This window comes from Nonomuraea sp. NPDC003709, from assembly GCF_040610775.1.
Classification (GTDB): Bacteria; Actinomycetota; Actinomycetes; order Streptosporangiales; family Streptosporangiaceae; genus Nonomuraea; species Nonomuraea angiospora_A.
The window spans coordinates 108,165-125,092 of the sequence record NZ_JBEXMW010000015.1; the positions used below are offsets into that span (position 1 = coordinate 108,165).

Below are 16,928 nucleotides of genomic sequence, written 5' to 3' on the forward strand. Positions count from 1 at the left end.
CACCAGCCTCTTTGTCTCCTGGTCCGGTTGTCGATCCGGCCTGACCCCCATCCTGCGGGACGTCCCTACATGCTCCGTCCCTCCCGGTATGGGTGCTGGACCCGATGGTGCCGGGCCCGCCCGGGCCACGAGACTGGGACGGAGCCGCCGCCCGCGAAGGATGTCCTCGAAGCGGCGCGCGCGACGAGACGATCATCCTGGAGCGGCGGCTCACCAAGCCCGAACCCGTTCCGACTCCGGAGGTCGTTAGTCGTGTGCCGCCAATCCCGCCTTGTATCGTCATGCCCCGCCGCCCGGTCCGGGCCGCCGGGGCTTGACGGATGAGCGCATACGTAGCCCTCGCGATCTTCCTGGTCGCGTTCTTCTTCATCGCCACCGAGAAGGCCGACAAGGTCAAGGTGGTGCTCATCGCCGCCGGGCTGATGGCCGTCCTGGGCCTGGTCCCGGGCGCGGAGGTGTTCTTCTCCGAGCACGAAGGCATCGACTGGAACGTCATCTTCCTGCTGTTCGGCATGATGATCATCGTGGGGATCATCAAGCAGACGGGGGTCTTCGACTACCTCGCCATCTGGGCCGCCAAGCGGTCGCAGGGCAGGCCGTACCGGCTGATGGTCATGCTGATGGCGATCACCGCCATCGCCTCGCCCTTCCTCGACAACGTCACCACGATCATGCTGGTCGCGCCGGTCACCGTGATGGTGTGCGACCGGCTGCGCATCCCCGCCCAGCCGTACCTCATCGCGGAGGTGCTGGCCTCCAACATCGGCGGCGCCGCGACCCTCATCGGCGACCCGCCCAACATCATCATCGGCAGCCGGGCGGGGTTGACGTTCAACGACTTCCTCGTCCACATGGCGCCGATCGTGGTGGTCGTCTTCGCCGTGTTCGTGCTGCTCACGCGGGTGCTGTTCCGCGGGTCGTTCCACTATGACGCCGGGCACGCCGCGGCGGTGATGGCGCTGGACGAGCGGCGGGCCATCACCGACCCGCGGCTGCTGACCCGCTGCCTGGTGGTGCTGGGCCTGGTGATCGCCGGGTTCGCGCTGCACGCGGTGGCTCACGTCGACCCGTCGATCGTGGCCCTCGTGGGGGCCGGGGTGATGCTGATGGTCTCGCGCACGGACGTCCACGAGGTGCTGCGCGAGGTCGAGTGGTCCACGCTGGTCTTCTTCATGGGCCTGTTCGTCATGGTCGCGGGCCTGGTCCACACGGGTGTCATCGGGGCGATCGGCACGTGGGCCCTGGGCGCGCTGGGCGACGACTACTTCGTCGCCGCGACGGCGCTGCTGTTCGGCTCGGGCGTGCTGGGCGCGTTCTTCGACAACATCCCGTACGTCGCCACGACCGCCCCGATCGTGGAGGGCGTGGTCGCGCAGATCCCCGACCCGAGCACCGGGCAGGCGCTGTGGTGGGCGTTCGCGCTGGGCGCGGACTTCGGCGGCAACGGCACGGCGGTGGCGGCCAGCGCGAACGTGGTGGCCCTCGGCATCGCGGCGCGTTCCGGACACAAGATCACCTTCTGGCAGTTCACCCGGTACGGCATCGTCGTGACCGTCATCAGCACGCTGATGGCCTGGGCGTACGTCTGGCTGCGCTACTTCGCCTGACCGGGGAGATCAGGGGAAAGTCAGGGGCGATCACCGATGAGCGCCCCTGACCCGACGAGGCATCGTGGGCCTCATGAACCGCCTCACCCAGATCTCCTTCACCGCGGCCCCCGCCGCGCTGCTCGCCGGCAGTCTCCTCACGCGCCTCCCCGGCGCCGATGCCGTCGGCGGGCCGTGGTGGGCGGCCGCGCACGCGGTCCTGCTGGCCGGGTTCCTGATGTTCGGCGTCATGCTCCTGGGGCTGCGCCGTATGGCCGGGCCCGTGACGGGCGGGTGGCGGGCGGCGGCGGACGCCGCCACGGCGGTGGCGCTGCTCAGCACGGCCGCCAACGTCGTCGGTCTCGCCGTCGACCTCTACAACAGGTTCGAGAGCCCGCGCGTCGCGGCGTGGGAGCCGTTCGTCTACGGGGCCGCCTTCGCCGCCCTGGTCGCGCTGGCGTCCGTGCTCGCGGCGCTGCGGCGGGTCACGGTGCTGAGCGCGGCCGTCACGGCCACGGGCGTGGCGGTGCTGATCGGGGCATTGCTCGAACCGGCCCTGACGCCGGTCGGCATGGCGCTCATCTGGCTCGGCACGCTGCTGCTGAGCAGGGGCCCGGCCGAACCGGCGGGGCAGATCGGCTACCGGCTCCACTGAGCGATCGCCCGGGCTTCAAGTGGGTACGTCCATGAAGGTCCCGACTCCCGGCTTTCATGAAGGAGTGGTTCCCCATGCTCTATGTCTTCGGCTTCGAACGGATCGGCGTGGCGGTCAGCGACATCTACTTCGTCGATCCAGACCCGATCAGGGGACAGGAGGGCGCCGAGCGCGGCGTACGCCTGGAGCTGCGGAAGCTGCATCCCGGCGAGTTGAACGGGTCGATCTACTCGGCCCGGCCCATCACCGTCGAACGCCCCCTCTGGCGGGTTGACCTGCTGGAGTCGGTCAACAGCACGCCCGGCAGCTTCGACCGCACCCACCATCACCCCGGCATCGACGGGTGGGAACCGGGGAGGCGGGTGTTCGACAAGGAGCTCTCCGGCGAGCCGCTGAAGTGGCTGAGCGGACGGCTGGCCGACCTGGAGGGCGTGCTCGACGAGGTCGGGGTGGACCGCGGTGAGGTGAGCCCGGCGGACGTGACCGGCCTGCGCGAGCGTGCCGAGGAGATCGTCGAGACCGTCGCCCGCCTGCTCGACGGCGTCCACTCCGGCGCCCTCGCGACCCCGCCGGACGACGCCTCGACCGCCGCCGTCCGCGCCAGCTGGTTGTAAGCATGACCTAGGGGGCCAGGCCGGCCGCGATACCGTCCAGGACGAGGCCGAGCTTGCGGTTGAACCACACGGAGGCCGGCTCCGACAGCGCCCGCCGCATGACGGGCGCCACCTCCGGGCCGACCGCCTCGGCCCAGGCGTCGACCGAGCTGTCGCGGACCTTGGCCGTGCCGGCAGAGCTGCCCGCGGGCGCGTCCAGCTGCTGGCCCCTGCCGAAGACGTCGATCGCCAGGTCGAAGACGGTGTCGACGGCGAGGAACGCGTCCTCCACCGCGAAGCCGTAGCCGATCAGGCGCTGGACGGCCGCGCCGAAGCGGTGCATCACCTCGTCGGGGAAGCGCTTGAGCTTGAGGAATTCCTTGATCAGGCCGGGATGCGCCTCCAGCAGCGCCCACAGCGCCCCGGCCTGCGTCTCCAGGTCCGAGCGCCACTCGCCGGTCGGCTCCGGCCAGTCCGCCTTGCCGATCGCGCGGTTGATGGCCACGATGACCAGCTCCTCGCGGTCGGCCACGTGGCGGTAGAGGGCCGAGTGGGCGACCCGGAGGCGGTCGGCCACAGTGGCCAGGGTCAGGTTGTCGAACCCGACGGCCAGCGCCGCGTCGGCGATGTCGGGCCGGGTGATGCGCGGCGGGCGGCCCCGCGGGCGGCCCAGCACGCGCCACTCCCGCGCCGTCGTCTCCTCACCCATCGAGCCCCCTACCGCCGTCGATCACGTCGCGCCGGGCCGTCCACCGGTCAGGCGCGTACGAGGCGCCAGCCGCGGGCCCGCGCGCGTTCTTCCCAGAACGCAGCGTACCGGCCACCCGCGTCCAGCAGCTCCTGGTGGGTGCCGCGCTCGGCGATCACACCGCCCTCCAGCATGACGATCTGGTCGGCGGCGGCGATCGTGGTCAGCCGGTGCGCGATCACCAGCAGCGTCCGGTCGCGGGCGAGCGTGGCCAGCGCGTCCATCAGAGCGGACTCGTTCTCCGGGTCCAGCGCGGCGGTGGCCTCGTCCAGCAGCACGATCGGCGCGTCCTTGAGGATCGCGCGGGCGATGGACACCCGCTGGCGCTCGCCGCCGGAGAGGGTCGCCCCGGCCTCGCCGACCCTCGCCTGCCAGCCGCCGGGCAGCCGCGCGGCGATCTCCTCGACGCGCGCCAGCCGGCCCGCCTCGCGGACCTCCTCGTCCGTGGCGTCCGGCCGCCCCAGCCGGATGTTGTCCTCCAGCGTGCCCTCGAACAGGTACACGTCCTGGAACACGATCGACAGCTGGGCCATCAGGTCCTCGGGCGGGTAGTCGCGCACGTCGTTCCCGCAGACCCGGACCGACCCGGCGGAGGCGTCCCAGAAGCGGGCGATGAGACGGGTGAGCGTGGTCTTGCCAGACCCGGAGGGCCCGACCAGCGCGGTCACCGTGCGGGGCGCGACGGTGAAGCTCACGTCCCGCAGCAGCGGCCGCTCGTCGTAGGCGAAGCTCACCCCGTCCAGCTCGATCGACGGCTCACCGGCCCGCGCCGTGCCGCCGGACGGCAGCGGCGGCGTGGTCAGGACGTCGCGGATGCGCCGCAGCGCGCCGCGTGCCATGCGCAGCTCGCCGCCCACGTCGGCGGCGGCGAGCAGCGGTTCGGTGAACCGCACGGCCAGGACCAGCACCCCGACCAGCTCCGGCACGTCCACCGCGCCGCCGAGCGCCAGCGAGCAGCCCACCAGCAGGATCGCGGTGAAGGCGAGCTGCACGGTCAGCGCGACCGTTCCGAGGCCGGGCAGCGTGGTCCGAAGGAGGCGCCGCAGCGCCGACCGCTGCCGCACCAGCGCGTCGTCGAGCAGGTCGTAGCCGTCCGCCGTGCGCCCGAACGCCCGCAGGGACGCCTGCTGCCGGGCGAACTCCACCACGCGGTCGGCCCCCTCGGCCCCCGCGTCGTCCATCGCGGTGTCGCTGCGCTGCACCAGGGTCTGCGTCCAGCGGAACGCCAGCCACAGGAACGGCGCCGTGACCAGGGCCGCCAGCCCCAGCCGCCAGTCGAACACGAACATGCACACCAGCACGGTCGCCGGCGCGGTCACCGAGGTCACCACGACCTGGAGCAGGTGGGCGGGCACGCTCATCACGTCCATGACGCCCTTGCCCGCGAGCTGGCCGAGCCGGCCCACCCGGTCGGCGCTGAACCAGCCGACCGGCAGCCCGGCCACGTGGTCGCCCATCCGGTGGTAGAGCGTGCGCAGGGCGGCCAGGCCGACCGCGTAGCCGTACTGCGACTGCTGGTAGGAGGCGACGGCGGTGGCCGCGACCACGGCGGCGAAGGCCGCGAGCCACGGTCCGGCCGCCTCCCCGGACAGCAGCGCGCGCAGCACCGGCACGAGCATCGCGAACGACGCGCCCTGCAGCACGCCGTACACGATCATCGCGAGCAGGCTGCGGCGCAGGCGCGCCCCGTGCTCGGGGCCGAGTACGGCGCCCAGTTCTCCGATCATGCCCGGGTCCAATCCCGATCGTCGTCGCGTACGTGGGCCGCCCACAGCCGGGTGTAGAGCCCGCCGGCCGCGCGGAGCTCGTCATGGGTGCCGCGCTCGACGATCCGGCCGCCGTCGAGCACCGCGATCTGGTCGGCGCCGGTGATCGTGCCCAGCCGGTGGGCGATGACCAGCAGCGTGCGCCCGGCCACCAGCGTGGACAGCGCGTCCTGGATGGCCGACTCCGACTCCGGGTCGGCGAACGCGGTGGCCTCGTCCAGCACCAGGATCGGCGCGTCGGCCAGCAGGGCGCGGGCGATCGACACGCGCTGCGCCTCGCCGCCCGACAGGTGGGCATCCTCCCCGATCACCGAGTCGTAGCCGCGCGGCAGCTCCGTGATCCGGTCGTGGATCTGGGCCGCGCGGGCCATCCGCTCGATCTCCTCGCGCCCCGCATCGGGGCGGCCGAGCGCGATGTTGTCCGCGACGGACGCGCGCAGGAGCTGCACGTCCTGGAGGACGAAGCCGACGTGGTGGTACAGCTCGGCGGAGCCGATGTCGCGCACGTCCACGCCGCCCACCGTCACCTGGCCCGAGCCGGGGTCGTAGAAGCGGGGCAGCAGCTTGGCCAGCGTGGACTTCCCCGAGCCCGACGGCCCGACCAGCGCGGTCACGGTGCCGGGCGCCAGCGTCAGGTCCACCCCGCGCAGCACCGGCGTGCTCCCGTCGTACGAGAACGACACGTCGTGGAACTCCACCCGGCGGCCCTGCGGGCGGGTCGGCTCGGCGGGCTCGGGCAGCGGCGGCGTCGCCAGCAGCGCGGCCACCCGCCCGGCCGACTCGGCCGCGCGCCGCAGCCGCATCGAGCCCATGTCCAGGGTGAGGAACGGCGCCGTCAGCGCCACCCCGACCAGCACGAACGGCAGCACGTCCACCGGCGCCAGCCAGCCGTTCGCGGCGAACACGACGCCTCCCGCGGTGGCCACGAGCAGCATGGTCGGGGGCGAGATGAGCGCGTTCGAGACACCGCTGAGCCTGAGCATGGGCCGCACCCAGGCGCCGAAGAACTCGGCGAAGTCGTCGGCGGCCTCGGCGAAGCGCCGGTAGGAGCGTCTGGCCTGCCCGAACGTCTTGATCACCGCGATCCCCTGCACGAACTCGACCACGGCCGCGCTGATCCTGGTGTTCGCCTCGCTCCAGCGCCGCATCTGCTCGTCGTAGCCGCGCATCATGACCGCGAACGCGACGGCGAACAGCGGCACGGGGATGAGCACGACGAGCGTGAGCCGCCAGTCAACGTACAGCAGGTAGGCGAGCGCGGCCAGCGGGGTCACCACGGCGGCGAGCAGGTCGAGCAGGGCATGCGCGACGAGGTGGTGCATCTCGCGCACGTCGTCCTGAAGGACCTTCTTGACCTGGCCCGAGTTGCGCTCGCCGAACCAGCCCAGCGGCACCCGCGACAGGTGCGCGGCCATCCGGCGGCGCAGGTGGAGCTGCAGGTCGGCGTCCGCGAAGTGGGTGATCGCCCCGGCCAGGCCGAACGACGTGAACCTGACCAGCAGCCCGGCCACCGCGATCCCGGCGATCAGCCAGACCCGGCCTGCCTCGGGGGCCGGGCTCAGCAGCACCCGGGCCAGCTCGGCCACGCACACGAACGGCACGAGCGCCGAGACGGCGTACACCACCTGGAGCACGGCGGCGGCGACCAGCCTCGGGCGGATGGGGGCGAGCAGCGCCAGTAACGCGGCTCGGTCGGGAGCGGGCCCGCCGTCCTCGGGCGGGGACGCCACGGGGGCCGCCGGTTCGGCGGTGATCGTCATGTGTGAGCCTCCGCGCTTCGAGGGTTTCCGCCTGGAATTGATTTTGTTACAGGCATTCTCGAATAGGCAAGGCTCACATAACTAAGGCCTCGGCGGACTGGGGGGTGTAGGGGTGGCCGGGCGGCGGTGCAGCAGGCCGAAGCGCGTCCACATGGCCTCCGCCGCCTCGATCGAGGCCCCGGTGCGGGCCGGGTCCACGGCGGCGAGCTGGGTGACCAGGGCCTGGGCGACCGCCATGCCCGCCGTCAGCGACGGGAAGAACGCCTCCCCCTCCGCCGGCACCATGACCACCTCCTCGGCCGCCTCGGCCAGCGCGGGACTGGCCGCGTCCGTGAGGGCGAACACCCGCACCCCGCGCGAGCGGGCCACGTTCGCGGCCAGGACCGTGCTCTCGTACAGGCGCCAGAAGCTGATCGCCACCAGCACGTCCCCGGCGCCGAGCGCGGCCACCGCGTTGGCCAGCTCCGCGTCGCCGTTGGTCACGGCCGTGACGGGATAGCCCGCCAGGCGGGCGTTGTGGGCCAGGGCCAGCCCGACGGCCGCGTAGCTGCCGTCGGCGACGATCACGGTACGGCCCGCCGCGGCCACGGCCTCGGCGATCGTGAGCAGGACGCCCTCGTCGAGGCGTCGGTTCAGCAGCGCGAGGCTGTCCAGGTCGCGCCGGAGCGAGCGGGAGCTGGGCGAGCCGGTGCCGCGGTGCTCGGCGGCCACCTGGCCGGCGCTCAGCGAGGACAGGTAGCGCGCCCGCAGCTCCTGCTGGAGCGCCGGCCACCCGGCGAACCCGAGCGCCTGCGCCGTACGCGTCACGGTCGCCACGTTCACCCCCGCGACCTGCGCCAACTCGGCCGCGGATTCGAACGACGCCCGCCGCGGCTGGGAGAGCAGGATCTCCAGCACCGCGGCCGCCTTGCCGCGCAGCCCGCGCGGGGGCACCCGGGTCCGCAACCACTCCTCGAAGCTGTCCGCGGCCTGCTCTGTCACCGTGTCCCTCTCCCCTGCCATTCTGCAAAGACCATTGCATTTCGGATATTTCGCACTATATGTTGCTGCGCAATCAACCTGAAGGGGCCATGACCTCGGGAAGGTGTTGTTCAATGACCCTGTTGGCCCGTCTGGACCGGCTCCCGCTGAGCCGCCCTCACTACCTGCTCCTCCTCATCGGCGGCCTCGGCTACACCTTCGACGGCATGGACTCGGCCGTCGTGGCATTCTTGCTCCCCAGCGCGCAGGACGCCTGGGGCCTGTCCAACGGCCAGCTCGGCCTCATCGGGTCCGCGACGCCGTTCGGGTTCCTGTTCGGCGCGACCGTCGCGGGCCTGCTCGGCGACCGTATCGGCCGCAAGAAGGTCATGATGTACGCGCTCGCCTTCTACGCCGCCTTCTCCGTGATCGCCGCGTTCGCCCCGAATTATGAGGTCTTCCTGGGCTCCCGGGTGCTGGCCGGGGCCGGCGCGGGCGCGGAGAGCGCGATCATCGCGCCGTTCCTGTCGGAGTTCGTGCCGGCGAAGCGGCGCGGATGGTTCATCGGCGCGCTGGCCGGGTTCTTCTCGTTCGGGTTCGTGATGGCGGCGCTGATCGGCCGCTTCGTGGTGCCGACGATGGACGACGGCTGGCGGATCGCGCAGGTGATCACCGCGCTGCCGATCGTCATGCTGCTGTGGTGGCGCCGCTCGCTTCCGGAGTCGCCGCGCTTCCTGCTGCAGAACGGCCGCGTGGACGAGGCCGAGGCGGTGGTCGCCGACCTCGAACGCCGCGTCGAGCGGGCCACCGGACAGCCGCTCCCGCCGGTGCCCGAGCCGGCCGCCCAGCCGGCCACCAACACCGCCACCAAGACGGCCGGGGTCAACCTGATCAGCGCGCTCCGGTTCCTGTGGAGCCCGGTCATGGCCAGGCGGACGGCTGTGACGTGGCTGATCTGGTTCGTGATCACGTTCTCGTACTACGGGTTCTTCTCGTGGATCCCCACCCTGCTCGTGCAGCGCGGCATCACGGTGACCAAGAGCTTCGAGTTCTCGATCATCATCTACCTGGCGCAGGTCCCCGGCTACTTTTCCGCGGCCTGGCTGTCGGAGCGGCTCGACCGCAAGAACACCATCGCGATCTACCTGTCCGGCTCGGCGGTCAGCGCGTTCTGGCTGTCGCAGATGGACACGCCCGCCACGATCACGCTCGCGGGCGCGGTGCTGTCGTTCTTCCTGAACGGCACGTACGCGGGCGTCTACTCCTACACCCCCGAGGTCTTCCCCACCTGGATCCGCGCCACCGGAACGGGCCTGTCGAGCGCGTTCGGGCGGGTCGGCAGCATCCTGGCCCCGACGATCATCGGGCTGTCGGCGGCGAGCCTCGGCTTCGGCGGCGTGTTCGGCCTGACGACGGCGGTGCTGGTGGTCGGGGTGGTGTGCGTGGTCGTGTTCGGCCTGGCCACGGCCGGGAGATCACTTGAGGAGCTGACGGAACCCGCCAAGGAGGCGAGCAAATGACCGGATTGAGCGAGCTTGAAGAGACCGTGCGACGGGAGGTGGGAGTGCGGCTGTTCACGGTCCTGGCCTGGGTGCCGGAACGGCGCGCGCTGCGCCGCGTCCACACCAGCCACCCCGAGCAGTATCCGGTGGGCGGGGAGAAGACCGTGGAGGTCGCCCAGGGCTGGCTGGCGCGGTGCATCGAGGGCCGCGAGCCGTACTTCGGCAAGGACCCGGCCGCGGTACGGGAGATCTTCGCCGACCACGAGCTGATCGAGAGCCTGGGCTGCGGGACGATCATCAACGTCCCGGTGGTCGACCAGGGGGAGGTGCTCGGCGTGCTGAACATCCTCGACGCCGAGGGAAGCTACGACGAGGAGTCGGTGGCCGTGGCGCGCTCGCTCGCGCCGCTCGCCGTCCCGGCGCTTCGGTCGTCGGCAGCGCCCGGAGGTGCCGCATGAGCCTGCTGCTGCGTAACGCCCTGATCCTGGACGTGACGAGCGGCGAGTACGCCGAGGGCGACCTGCGCTGCGCGGACGACCGGGTCGCCGAGACGGGACCCCGGCTGAGCGCGCCGGACGGCACGCGGGTGATCGACCTCGCCGGTGCGCACGTGGTGCCGGGGCTGATCGACGCGCACGTGCACGTCACCGCCTCCACCGCGAACCTCGGCACGCTCGGCTCCATGTCCCCCTCCTACGCCGCCGCGCACAGCGCCCAGATCATGGGCGGGATGCTCGACCGGGGCTTCACCACGGTGCGCGACGCGTCCGGCGCCGACTTCGGGCTGGCCGACGCGCAGGCGGAGGGGCTGATCCGGGGGCCACGGCTGCTGTTCTGCGGCAAGGGGCTGAGCCAGACCGGCGGCCACGCCGACTTCCGCGGCCGGGGCGAGCACCAGCAGGACGACCACCCCTGCTGCGCCGGCGTCGGCCGCGTGGCCGACGGGGTCGACGCCGTCCGCGTCGCCGCCCGCGACGAGCTGCGCAAGGGCGCGCACCACATCAAGGTCATGGCCTCCGGCGGCGTGGCCTCCCCGACCGACCGCATCGACTCGACCCAGTACTCCATGGACGAGCTGCGCGCGGTCGTCGAGGAGGCCGAGGCGGCCAACCGGTACGTCGCCGCGCACGCCTACACCGCCCGGGCCGTCAACCGGGCGCTCGAGGCCGGGGTGCGCTCGATCGAGCACGGGAACCTGATCGACGACACGAGCGTGGAGCTGTTCCGGCGGCACGACGCGTTCCTGGTGCCGACGCTGGTGACGTACTGGGCGCTCAAGGAGGAGGGGCTCACGTTCGGGCTGCCCGAGCGGAGCTGGCGCAAGGTGGACGAGGTGCTCGAGGCCGGGCTGGTCGCGCTGGAGCGGGCCGCGCGGGGCGGGGTGCGGCTGGCGTACGGGACCGACCTGCTCGGCGGCATGCACCGGCACCAGAACCACGAGTTCCGGCTGCGGCGGGAGGTGCAGCAGCCGATCGACGTGCTGCGGGCCGCGACGACCGGCGCGGCGGAGCTGGTCGGGATGGCGGGCGAGGTCGGCACGCTGGCCGTGGGGGCGCACGCGGACCTGCTCGTGCTCGACGGCGATCCGCTGGCCGACATCGGCGTCCTCGCGGATCCCGCCCACTTCAGGCACGTCGTCCAGGCGGGCCGCGTCGTCTCCGGCTGAGCCGGGGCCGCTTCGGGGCGGGCGGCGTTGCATAGTGGCAGGGTGACCACGCTGACGCGCGCCGCTCTCGTGGTGGCCGCGGTGCTGCTCCTGCTGCTCGCCCTGCTGTGGGTGTTCCAGCGGCGGCTGATCTACCTGCCCGACAGCGCGCCCGTGCCGCCCGCCGCCGAGGTCGTCCCGGGCGCGCGGGACGTCACGTTCACGACCGGCGACGGGCTCCGGCTCGCGGCCTGGTACGTCCCCGGCACCCGCGGCGTGACCGTCCTGATCGCGGGCGGGAACGGGGGCAACCGGCGCGACCGCGCCCCCTTGGCCCGCGCGCTGTCGGAGCACGGGTTCGCGGTGCTCCTCATGGACTACCGCGGCTACGGCGGCAACCCCGGCAGCCCGACGGAGGAGGGGCTGCGCCAGGACGCCCTGGCCGCCCGCGACCACCTCGGCGACACCCGCGTCATCTACTTCGGCGAGAGCCTGGGCGCGGCCGTGGTCACCCGGCTCGCCCTGGAGCGCCCGCCCGACGGCATGGTGCTGCGTTCGCCGTTCACCGACCTGGCCGCCGCTGGACGGGCCAACTACCCGTTCCTGCCGGTCAGGACGCTGCTGCGGGACCGTTTCCCGGTCGCGGAGAGCATCCGGCGGGTACGGGCGCCGGTCGTCGTCGTGTACGGCACCCGCGACACGATCGTGCCCCCGCGGCTCAGCAGGGCGGTCGCCGAGGCGGCGGGCGAGCGGGCCACGACCGTCGAGGTCGCCGGGGCGGGCCACAACGACCTGGTCATGCTGGCCGGCGACGAGGTCGTGGGCGCCGTGGTCGACCTGGCCGGGCGCATAAATCAGTAGTTCCACACCCCCTCATCGTGTACGTTCAGGAACGGAAGGATTACGTACGGTAACAATAGGGGGCCCAGTGAGACTCGTTCGCGCCGCAGCGGCGGCACTCTCCCTGGTCATGACCACCACTCCCGTCGCCGCCGAGTCGGCCCCGTCCGCGCTGGTGCGCACCGACAAGGGCATGGTCAAAGGCGAGGTACGCAAGGACCACCGGGCCTTCCGCGGCATCCCGTACGCCCAGCCGCCCACGGGCCCGCTCCGATGGCGGCCGCCGCAGCCGGCCAAGCCGTGGACGGACGTCCGCGACGCGACGGCGTTCGGCAGCCAGTGCGCGCAGCTCGCCGAGCCCTACGGCGGCAAGACGTCGTACGGCGAGGACTGCCTCTACCTCAACGTCACCGCGCCGCGCAGGGGCCGCGACCGGCCGGTCATGGTGTGGCTGCACGGCGGCGGCAACGCCGGCGGCAACCCCGCCTTCTACGACCTGACCAGGATGGCGACCCGGGGCGGCGTCGTGGTCGTGAGCGTCAACTACCGGCTCGGCGCGCTCGGCTGGCTGGCGCACCCCGCGCTGGAGACGGGCGAGCGCTACCAGAGCGGCAACTACGGGCTGCTCGACCAGCAGGCGGCGCTGCGCTGGGTGCGGCGCAACATCGCGGCGTTCGGCGGCGACCCCCGCAACGTGACGGTGTTCGGGGAGTCCGCCGGCGCCGCCGACATCTGCGCCGGCCTGGCCTCGCCCACCGCCGCCGGGCTGTTCGACAAGGCGATCGTGCAGAGCTTCAGCTGCTCCTCCCCCACCCGCACCGAGGAGCAGGCGGAGGCCGAGGGGGCCAGGTTCGCCGCGGCCGTGGGCTGTGCCGCCGGGGCCGCCGCCTGCCTGCGGGCGCTGCCGGTCAAGACGCTGCTGGAGGCGTTCCGGGGCCACAATCCGTACCCGGTCGCGGGCGGCGACCACGTGCTGCCGCTGCAGCCCCGCGCGGCGATCGAGAGCGGCCGGATCAACCGCGTGCCCGTCATGCACGGCAACACGCTCGACGAGATGCGCCTGTACGCCGGCCTGACCTATCCGAAGCCGATCACGCAGGCGCAATACGAGCAGTTCGTGCGCGCCACGTACGGGGCCAACGCCGGCCAGGTCCTGGCCCGCTATCCCGCCACCGGCCCCGACCTGCGGATCGGGCTGGCCACCATGCTGACCCACGGCACCGGCCCGCTCGCCACCTGCACGCACCAGGACGCCTTCGGCCTGCTCTCCCGGGCCGGGGTCGAGGTCTACGCCTACCAGTTCGCCGACCGCGCCGCGCCGCCGCTGATGGACGTGCCCGGTTTCGAGGAGGGCGCCGAGCACGCGACGGAGCTGGTCTACCTGTTCCCCGGCCTGCTCGGCCGGCTCAACGCCGAGCAGGAGAAGCTGTCGAACGCCATGATCGGCTACTGGACGTCGTTCGCCCGCGACGGCCACCCGAACGCCCCCTGGGTCCCGCGCTGGCCGCGCTTCAGCGGCTCCGGCGACGTGCTCAGCCTGGCGCCGGGCCGCGGCGGCATCCACCTGACCGACACCGCCGGCGCCAGCAATTGCGCCTTCTGGGGCTCTTTGCAGTCATGAAGGCCCATAATGCGGATTGTCCCTGAAGATCCGCGAGTCCCCGAGGTGAGCCATGAAACCGCTCCGCGTCGTCGTGGCCGCCGTGGGGGTGGGGGCGCTTCTGGCCGGCGGCTTCCTGTTACTGCGCGGCGGCGGCGACCCCGCGCCGCCGCGTGATCGCCTGGTGGTCGCGCCCGTGGTCGTGCGGCCCAACGTGCTGGTGGACGCCCAGGGCGCGGTCCTGGAGGAGCTCACCGGCGACTGCTCGGCCGGCCGCTACCCGTACGTCTGCATTCAGGCGACGGAGGAGCTCGACGAGGACCTGCTCCGCCGCGGCGGCCTGACCATCGTGACGGCGATCGACCAGCGCGTGCAGCGCGCCGCCCAGCAGGGCATCGACCGGTACGTGCGCCGCGAGGACGCGCCGGTCGCCGCCCAGGCCATGATCGTGCCGGGCACCGGCGAGATCAGGGCCCTGGCCGCCAGCCGCGCGCCCGGACCCGCCGCCGAACCGCCCACCGACCGGTTCGGCTTCCAGCAGGGCACCACGGCGATGGTGTACACGCTGACGGCCGCGCTGGGGAGCGGCATGCGTTATGACGACGGCTTCCCTTACCTCAGCCAGTATCGGGCGGCGAACTACCACGCGTTCAAGAACTGCAAAGGTCAGAACGTCGCCGAGCCGTCATTCTCGATCGTCAACAGGCAGCGCGACCACGGCGCGTTCACGACCCTGCGCTCGGGCACCCGGACCGCCGAGCACACGTTCTTCATCAAGCTGACGGAGAAGGTCGGCCTGTGCGAAAGCGTGCAGGCGGCCAAGCGCCTCGGGCTCAAGCGGGCCGACGGCCTGCCGTTCCAGGAATTCGAGACGTTCTCGTTGGGGATCAACGAGGTGGACCCGGTCTCGCTCGCCGGCTCGTACGCCACCCTCGCGGCGCACGGCAGGCGGTGCGAGCCGCGGCTGGTCACGGAGGTGCGCGGCGGCTCGGGCGTCGTACGTTCCTTCCCGGCGCGGTGCGAGGTGGCGCTGGAGCCCGCCGTCGCCGACGCGGTGACCGGTGTGCTGGCGCAGGCGCTGGCCAAGGGCCCGCTCAAGGGGCTCGGCCGGGACGCGGCGGGCATGGAGGGCACCACTGACGGGTTCTCCAGCGCCTCGTACGCCGGCTACACCCCCGACCTGGCCTCCGCCGTCTCGCTCGGCGACCCGCGCGGCGCGGTCACGCACAAGCTGTCGGACATCACCATCGGCGGTCGTCGCTATCGGCACGTCGAGGGCACGTCGATCCCCGGCCCGATCTGGAAGTCCTCGATGACGGAGGCGCTGGCCGGCAGCGCGGGGACGGCGTTCGCGAAACCGGACCTGGCGCGCTTCGGCGACTGCCGCGACCACTGCGCACCGTGACCCCTCCGGCCCCCGCGTGCGCGGCCGACCCCGAGGCCGCCCCCGCCGACCCCGCGCCCGGTGGCTCAGGAGGGGTGGTCGAGGAGTGACTCCAGCTCGGCGACCGCGTGGGCGCGGTGGATGTCGAGGGTCGTCACCACCTCGTCGGCGGCGAGGCGGCGCAGGGCGTCGAGGGTGGCGCGGTGCTCCTTGACGACCCGCTCCCGGTTGCCCGCGTCGCCGTAGTACATCGACCGGTAGGCGTCCGTGGTGTCCCACAGGGTCCTGATCAGGCGGACCAGCCGGGGCATGCCCGCGCAGTCGAACAGCGTCATGTGGAACAGCCGGTTGGCCGTCGCCATGGCCAGCACGTCGCCCGCCACGGCGGCCCGCTCGACCTCCTCCTGGGCCGACTCCAGCCGGGAGAGATCGTCGTCCGTAAGCCGCTCGACGGCCCGCCGGACGGCCTCCTCCTCCAGCAGCTCACGGATGCGGTAGACCTCGCGCAGGTCGTCGAGGGAGAGCATGACGACGCAGTAGCCCTTGTGCGCCTTGTAGGTGACCAGGCCCTCGCCTTCGAGCGTCTTGAGCGCCTCGCGCAGGGGGACGCGGCTGACCTGCAGCTCCTCGGCCAGCGCGTCCTGCCGGATGGGGGCGCCGGGACGCAGGCGCCCGGTGGTGATGGCAAGGCGGAGCTCGCCCAGCACGAACTGCTGGGCCGTCGGCGGCCTGCGTCGTGCCTCGTCCGAACTCATCGCCCCAATATCTCACGAACCCATTCCTCGTCCTCCCCCAGCCGGGGCGGCCGGTGGCGGTAGGAGGGCGGGGTGGCGCTGAGCCGCAGGGGGTTCGCGACCTGCCCGACGCCGTCGAGCCGTACGGAGGGCTCCAGGCCGAGGTCGTCGGCCAGGGCGAAGGCGGCGGCCAGGTCGTTGATCGGGCCGCAGGGCACCCCGGCGGCGGTGAGCGTCTCGAACCACTCGTCGGCCGTACGGGCGGCCAGCGCCGCGTTGAGCTCGGCGACGAGCCCGATGCGGCCGGCGACCCGGTCCGCGTTGGTGGCGTAGCGGGGATCCCCGGCGAGGTCCGGGCGGTCCAGCACCCCGCAGAGAGCCTGGAACTGGCGGTCGTTGCCGGCCGCGATCACGATCGGGCGGTCCGCGGCCTCGAAGACCTCGTACGGGACGATGCTGGGATGCCGGTTGCCCATCGCCTGGGGCACCACTCCGGCGGCGGCGTAGGCGGAGGCGTGGTTGGTGAGCGCCGACAGGAGGGACGACAGCAGCGAGACCTCGACGTGCTGCCCCTCGCCGGTGCTGTCGCGGTGGCGGAGCGCGGCCAGGATGCCCAGCCCGGCGTGCAGGCCGGTGATCACGTCCACCAGCGCCACGCCGGCCTTCGTCCCGGGCCCGCCGGGCTCGCCCGTGACGCTCATCAGCCCGCCCACCGCCTGCGCGATCAGGTCGTAGCCGGGCAGCCCGGCAGCGGGTCCCGACCCGAACCCGGTGATCGAGCAGTACACCAGCCCGGGGTTGAGCTCGCGCAGCGAGGGGTAGCCGAGCCCGAGCCGGTCCATCGTGCCGGGCCGGAAGTTCTCGACCACCACGTCCGCCCGGGCGGCCAGGGCCCTGGCGACCTCGACGTCCGCGCGCAGGTCGAGGGCGATCGAGCGCTTGTTGCGGTTGACGCCGAGGAAGTACGTGGCCTCGCCGTCGGGCGCGTACGGCGGCCCCCAGGCGCGGGTGTCGTCCCCCGCGCCCGGCCGCTCCACCTTGACCACCTCGGCGCCCAGATCGGCCAGCAGCATCGTGACGTACGGCCCCGCCAGCACCCGGCTGAAGTCCGCCACCAGCAGCCCCGACAGCGCACCGGTCACGCGCCCTCCTTCG

General features: G+C 72.7%; 15 protein-coding genes. 9 read left to right on the forward strand and 6 right to left on the reverse strand.

The genetic code is table 11. From position 1 onward, the window contains the following. Window positions 1-320: 320 nt before the first annotated feature. From ABZX61_RS37935 to ABZX61_RS37945, 3 genes are all read left to right on the forward strand, one after another. Window positions 321-1,607, forward strand: a complete 1,287-nt coding sequence (locus ABZX61_RS37935; protein WP_350733872.1) for an ArsB/NhaD family transporter — start codon at window positions 321-323, stop codon at window positions 1,605-1,607. A 73-nt stretch (window positions 1,608-1,680) separates the two neighbouring features. After that, window positions 1,681-2,241 (forward strand): hypothetical protein, encoded by a 561-nt coding sequence (locus ABZX61_RS37940; protein ID WP_355201123.1) that lies wholly within the window; start codon window positions 1,681-1,683, stop codon window positions 2,239-2,241. Window positions 2,242-2,315: 74 nt separating this feature from the next. Continuing rightward, window positions 2,316-2,855 carry a hypothetical protein gene (locus ABZX61_RS37945; RefSeq protein ID WP_355201124.1) on the forward strand — a complete coding sequence of 180 codons (540 nt, stop codon included), beginning with the start codon at window positions 2,316-2,318 and terminating at the stop codon, window positions 2,853-2,855. A gap of 7 nt (window positions 2,856-2,862) precedes the next feature. Here ABZX61_RS37945 and ABZX61_RS37950 read toward each other — a convergent pair whose 3' ends face one another. From ABZX61_RS37950 to ABZX61_RS37965, 4 genes are all read right to left on the reverse strand, one after another. After that, window positions 2,863-3,543, reverse strand: coding sequence for a TetR/AcrR family transcriptional regulator (locus ABZX61_RS37950; RefSeq protein WP_355201126.1), 681 nt, complete (start codon window positions 3,541-3,543; stop codon window positions 2,863-2,865). Between the two features lie 47 nt (window positions 3,544-3,590). Next, on the reverse strand, window positions 3,591-5,309 hold the full coding sequence (locus tag ABZX61_RS37955; protein WP_355201128.1) for an ABC transporter ATP-binding protein: 1,719 nt from the start codon (window positions 5,307-5,309) through the stop codon (window positions 3,591-3,593). Beyond that, window positions 5,306-7,108 carry an ABC transporter ATP-binding protein gene (locus ABZX61_RS37960; RefSeq protein ID WP_350733880.1) on the reverse strand — a complete coding sequence of 601 codons (1,803 nt, stop codon included), beginning with the start codon at window positions 7,106-7,108 and terminating at the stop codon, window positions 5,306-5,308. Before ABZX61_RS37960 ends, ABZX61_RS37955 begins: the two co-directional genes overlap by 4 nt. An 81-nt stretch (window positions 7,109-7,189) precedes the next feature. After that, a complete protein-coding gene (locus tag ABZX61_RS37965; RefSeq protein ID WP_350733881.1) occupies window positions 7,190-8,089 on the reverse strand; it encodes a MurR/RpiR family transcriptional regulator in 900 nt (299 codons plus the stop codon). Between the two features lie 113 nt (window positions 8,090-8,202). Here ABZX61_RS37965 and ABZX61_RS37970 point away from each other — a divergent pair, with 113 nt between their 5' ends. From ABZX61_RS37970 to ABZX61_RS37995, 6 genes are all read left to right on the forward strand, one after another. Continuing rightward, window positions 8,203-9,588: an MFS transporter gene (locus ABZX61_RS37970; protein WP_355201131.1), complete on the forward strand. Its 1,386-nt coding sequence runs from the start codon at window positions 8,203-8,205 to the stop codon at window positions 9,586-9,588. Continuing rightward, entirely contained in the window at window positions 9,585-10,028 is a 444-nt protein-coding gene (locus ABZX61_RS37975) for a GAF domain-containing protein (protein ID WP_355201133.1), read from the forward strand. The genes ABZX61_RS37970 and ABZX61_RS37975 overlap by 4 nt, the downstream gene beginning before the upstream one ends. After that, window positions 10,025-11,236, forward strand: coding sequence for an amidohydrolase family protein (locus ABZX61_RS37980; RefSeq protein WP_355201135.1), 1,212 nt, complete (start codon window positions 10,025-10,027; stop codon window positions 11,234-11,236). The genes ABZX61_RS37975 and ABZX61_RS37980 overlap by 4 nt, the downstream gene beginning before the upstream one ends. 42 nt (window positions 11,237-11,278) lie before the next feature. Further along, window positions 11,279-12,076 carry an alpha/beta fold hydrolase gene (locus ABZX61_RS37985; protein ID WP_355201137.1) on the forward strand — a complete coding sequence of 266 codons (798 nt, stop codon included), beginning with the start codon at window positions 11,279-11,281 and terminating at the stop codon, window positions 12,074-12,076. 109 nt (window positions 12,077-12,185) lie between these two features. Next, a complete protein-coding gene (locus ABZX61_RS37990) occupies window positions 12,186-13,676 on the forward strand; it encodes a carboxylesterase family protein (RefSeq protein WP_355201139.1) in 1,491 nt (496 codons plus the stop codon). Window positions 13,677-13,728: 52 nt separating this feature from the next. Beyond that, window positions 13,729-15,060 (forward strand): hypothetical protein, encoded by a 1,332-nt coding sequence (locus ABZX61_RS37995; protein ID WP_355201141.1) that lies wholly within the window; start codon window positions 13,729-13,731, stop codon window positions 15,058-15,060. Between the two features lie 65 nt (window positions 15,061-15,125). On the opposite strand, the gene ABZX61_RS38000 is transcribed toward ABZX61_RS37995, so the two are convergent. Beyond that, complete coding sequence (locus ABZX61_RS38000; protein WP_355201143.1) at window positions 15,126-15,794, reverse strand: GntR family transcriptional regulator; 669 nt, start codon at window positions 15,792-15,794, stop codon at window positions 15,126-15,128. Then, window positions 15,791-16,915, reverse strand: coding sequence for a CoA transferase (locus ABZX61_RS38005; RefSeq protein ID WP_355201145.1), 1,125 nt, complete (start codon window positions 16,913-16,915; stop codon window positions 15,791-15,793). Before ABZX61_RS38005 ends, ABZX61_RS38000 begins: the two co-directional genes overlap by 4 nt. Between the last annotated feature and the right edge of the window lie 13 nt (window positions 16,916-16,928).

Coding starts and splice junctions, on each gene's coding strand:
- ABZX61_RS37935 (WP_350733872.1), top strand. CDS start 321: ATGAGCGCATACGTAGCCCTCGCGATCTTCCTGGTCGCGTTCTTCTTC.
- ABZX61_RS37940 (WP_355201123.1), top strand. CDS start 1,681: ATGAACCGCCTCACCCAGATCTCCTTCACCGCGGCCCCCGCCGCGCTG.
- ABZX61_RS37945 (WP_355201124.1), top strand. CDS start 2,316: ATGCTCTATGTCTTCGGCTTCGAACGGATCGGCGTGGCGGTCAGCGAC.
- ABZX61_RS37950 (WP_355201126.1), bottom strand. CDS start 3,543: ATGGGTGAGGAGACGACGGCGCGGGAGTGGCGCGTGCTGGGCCGCCCG.
- ABZX61_RS37955 (WP_355201128.1), bottom strand. CDS start 5,309: ATGATCGGAGAACTGGGCGCCGTACTCGGCCCCGAGCACGGGGCGCGC.
- ABZX61_RS37960 (WP_350733880.1), bottom strand. CDS start 7,108: ATGACGATCACCGCCGAACCGGCGGCCCCCGTGGCGTCCCCGCCCGAG.
- ABZX61_RS37970 (WP_355201131.1), top strand. CDS start 8,203: ATGACCCTGTTGGCCCGTCTGGACCGGCTCCCGCTGAGCCGCCCTCAC.
- ABZX61_RS37975 (WP_355201133.1), top strand. CDS start 9,585: ATGACCGGATTGAGCGAGCTTGAAGAGACCGTGCGACGGGAGGTGGGA.
- ABZX61_RS37980 (WP_355201135.1), top strand. CDS start 10,025: ATGAGCCTGCTGCTGCGTAACGCCCTGATCCTGGACGTGACGAGCGGC.
- ABZX61_RS37990 (WP_355201139.1), top strand. CDS start 12,186: ATGACCACCACTCCCGTCGCCGCCGAGTCGGCCCCGTCCGCGCTGGTG.
- ABZX61_RS37995 (WP_355201141.1), top strand. CDS start 13,729: ATGAAACCGCTCCGCGTCGTCGTGGCCGCCGTGGGGGTGGGGGCGCTT.
- ABZX61_RS38000 (WP_355201143.1), bottom strand. CDS start 15,794: ATGAGTTCGGACGAGGCACGACGCAGGCCGCCGACGGCCCAGCAGTTC.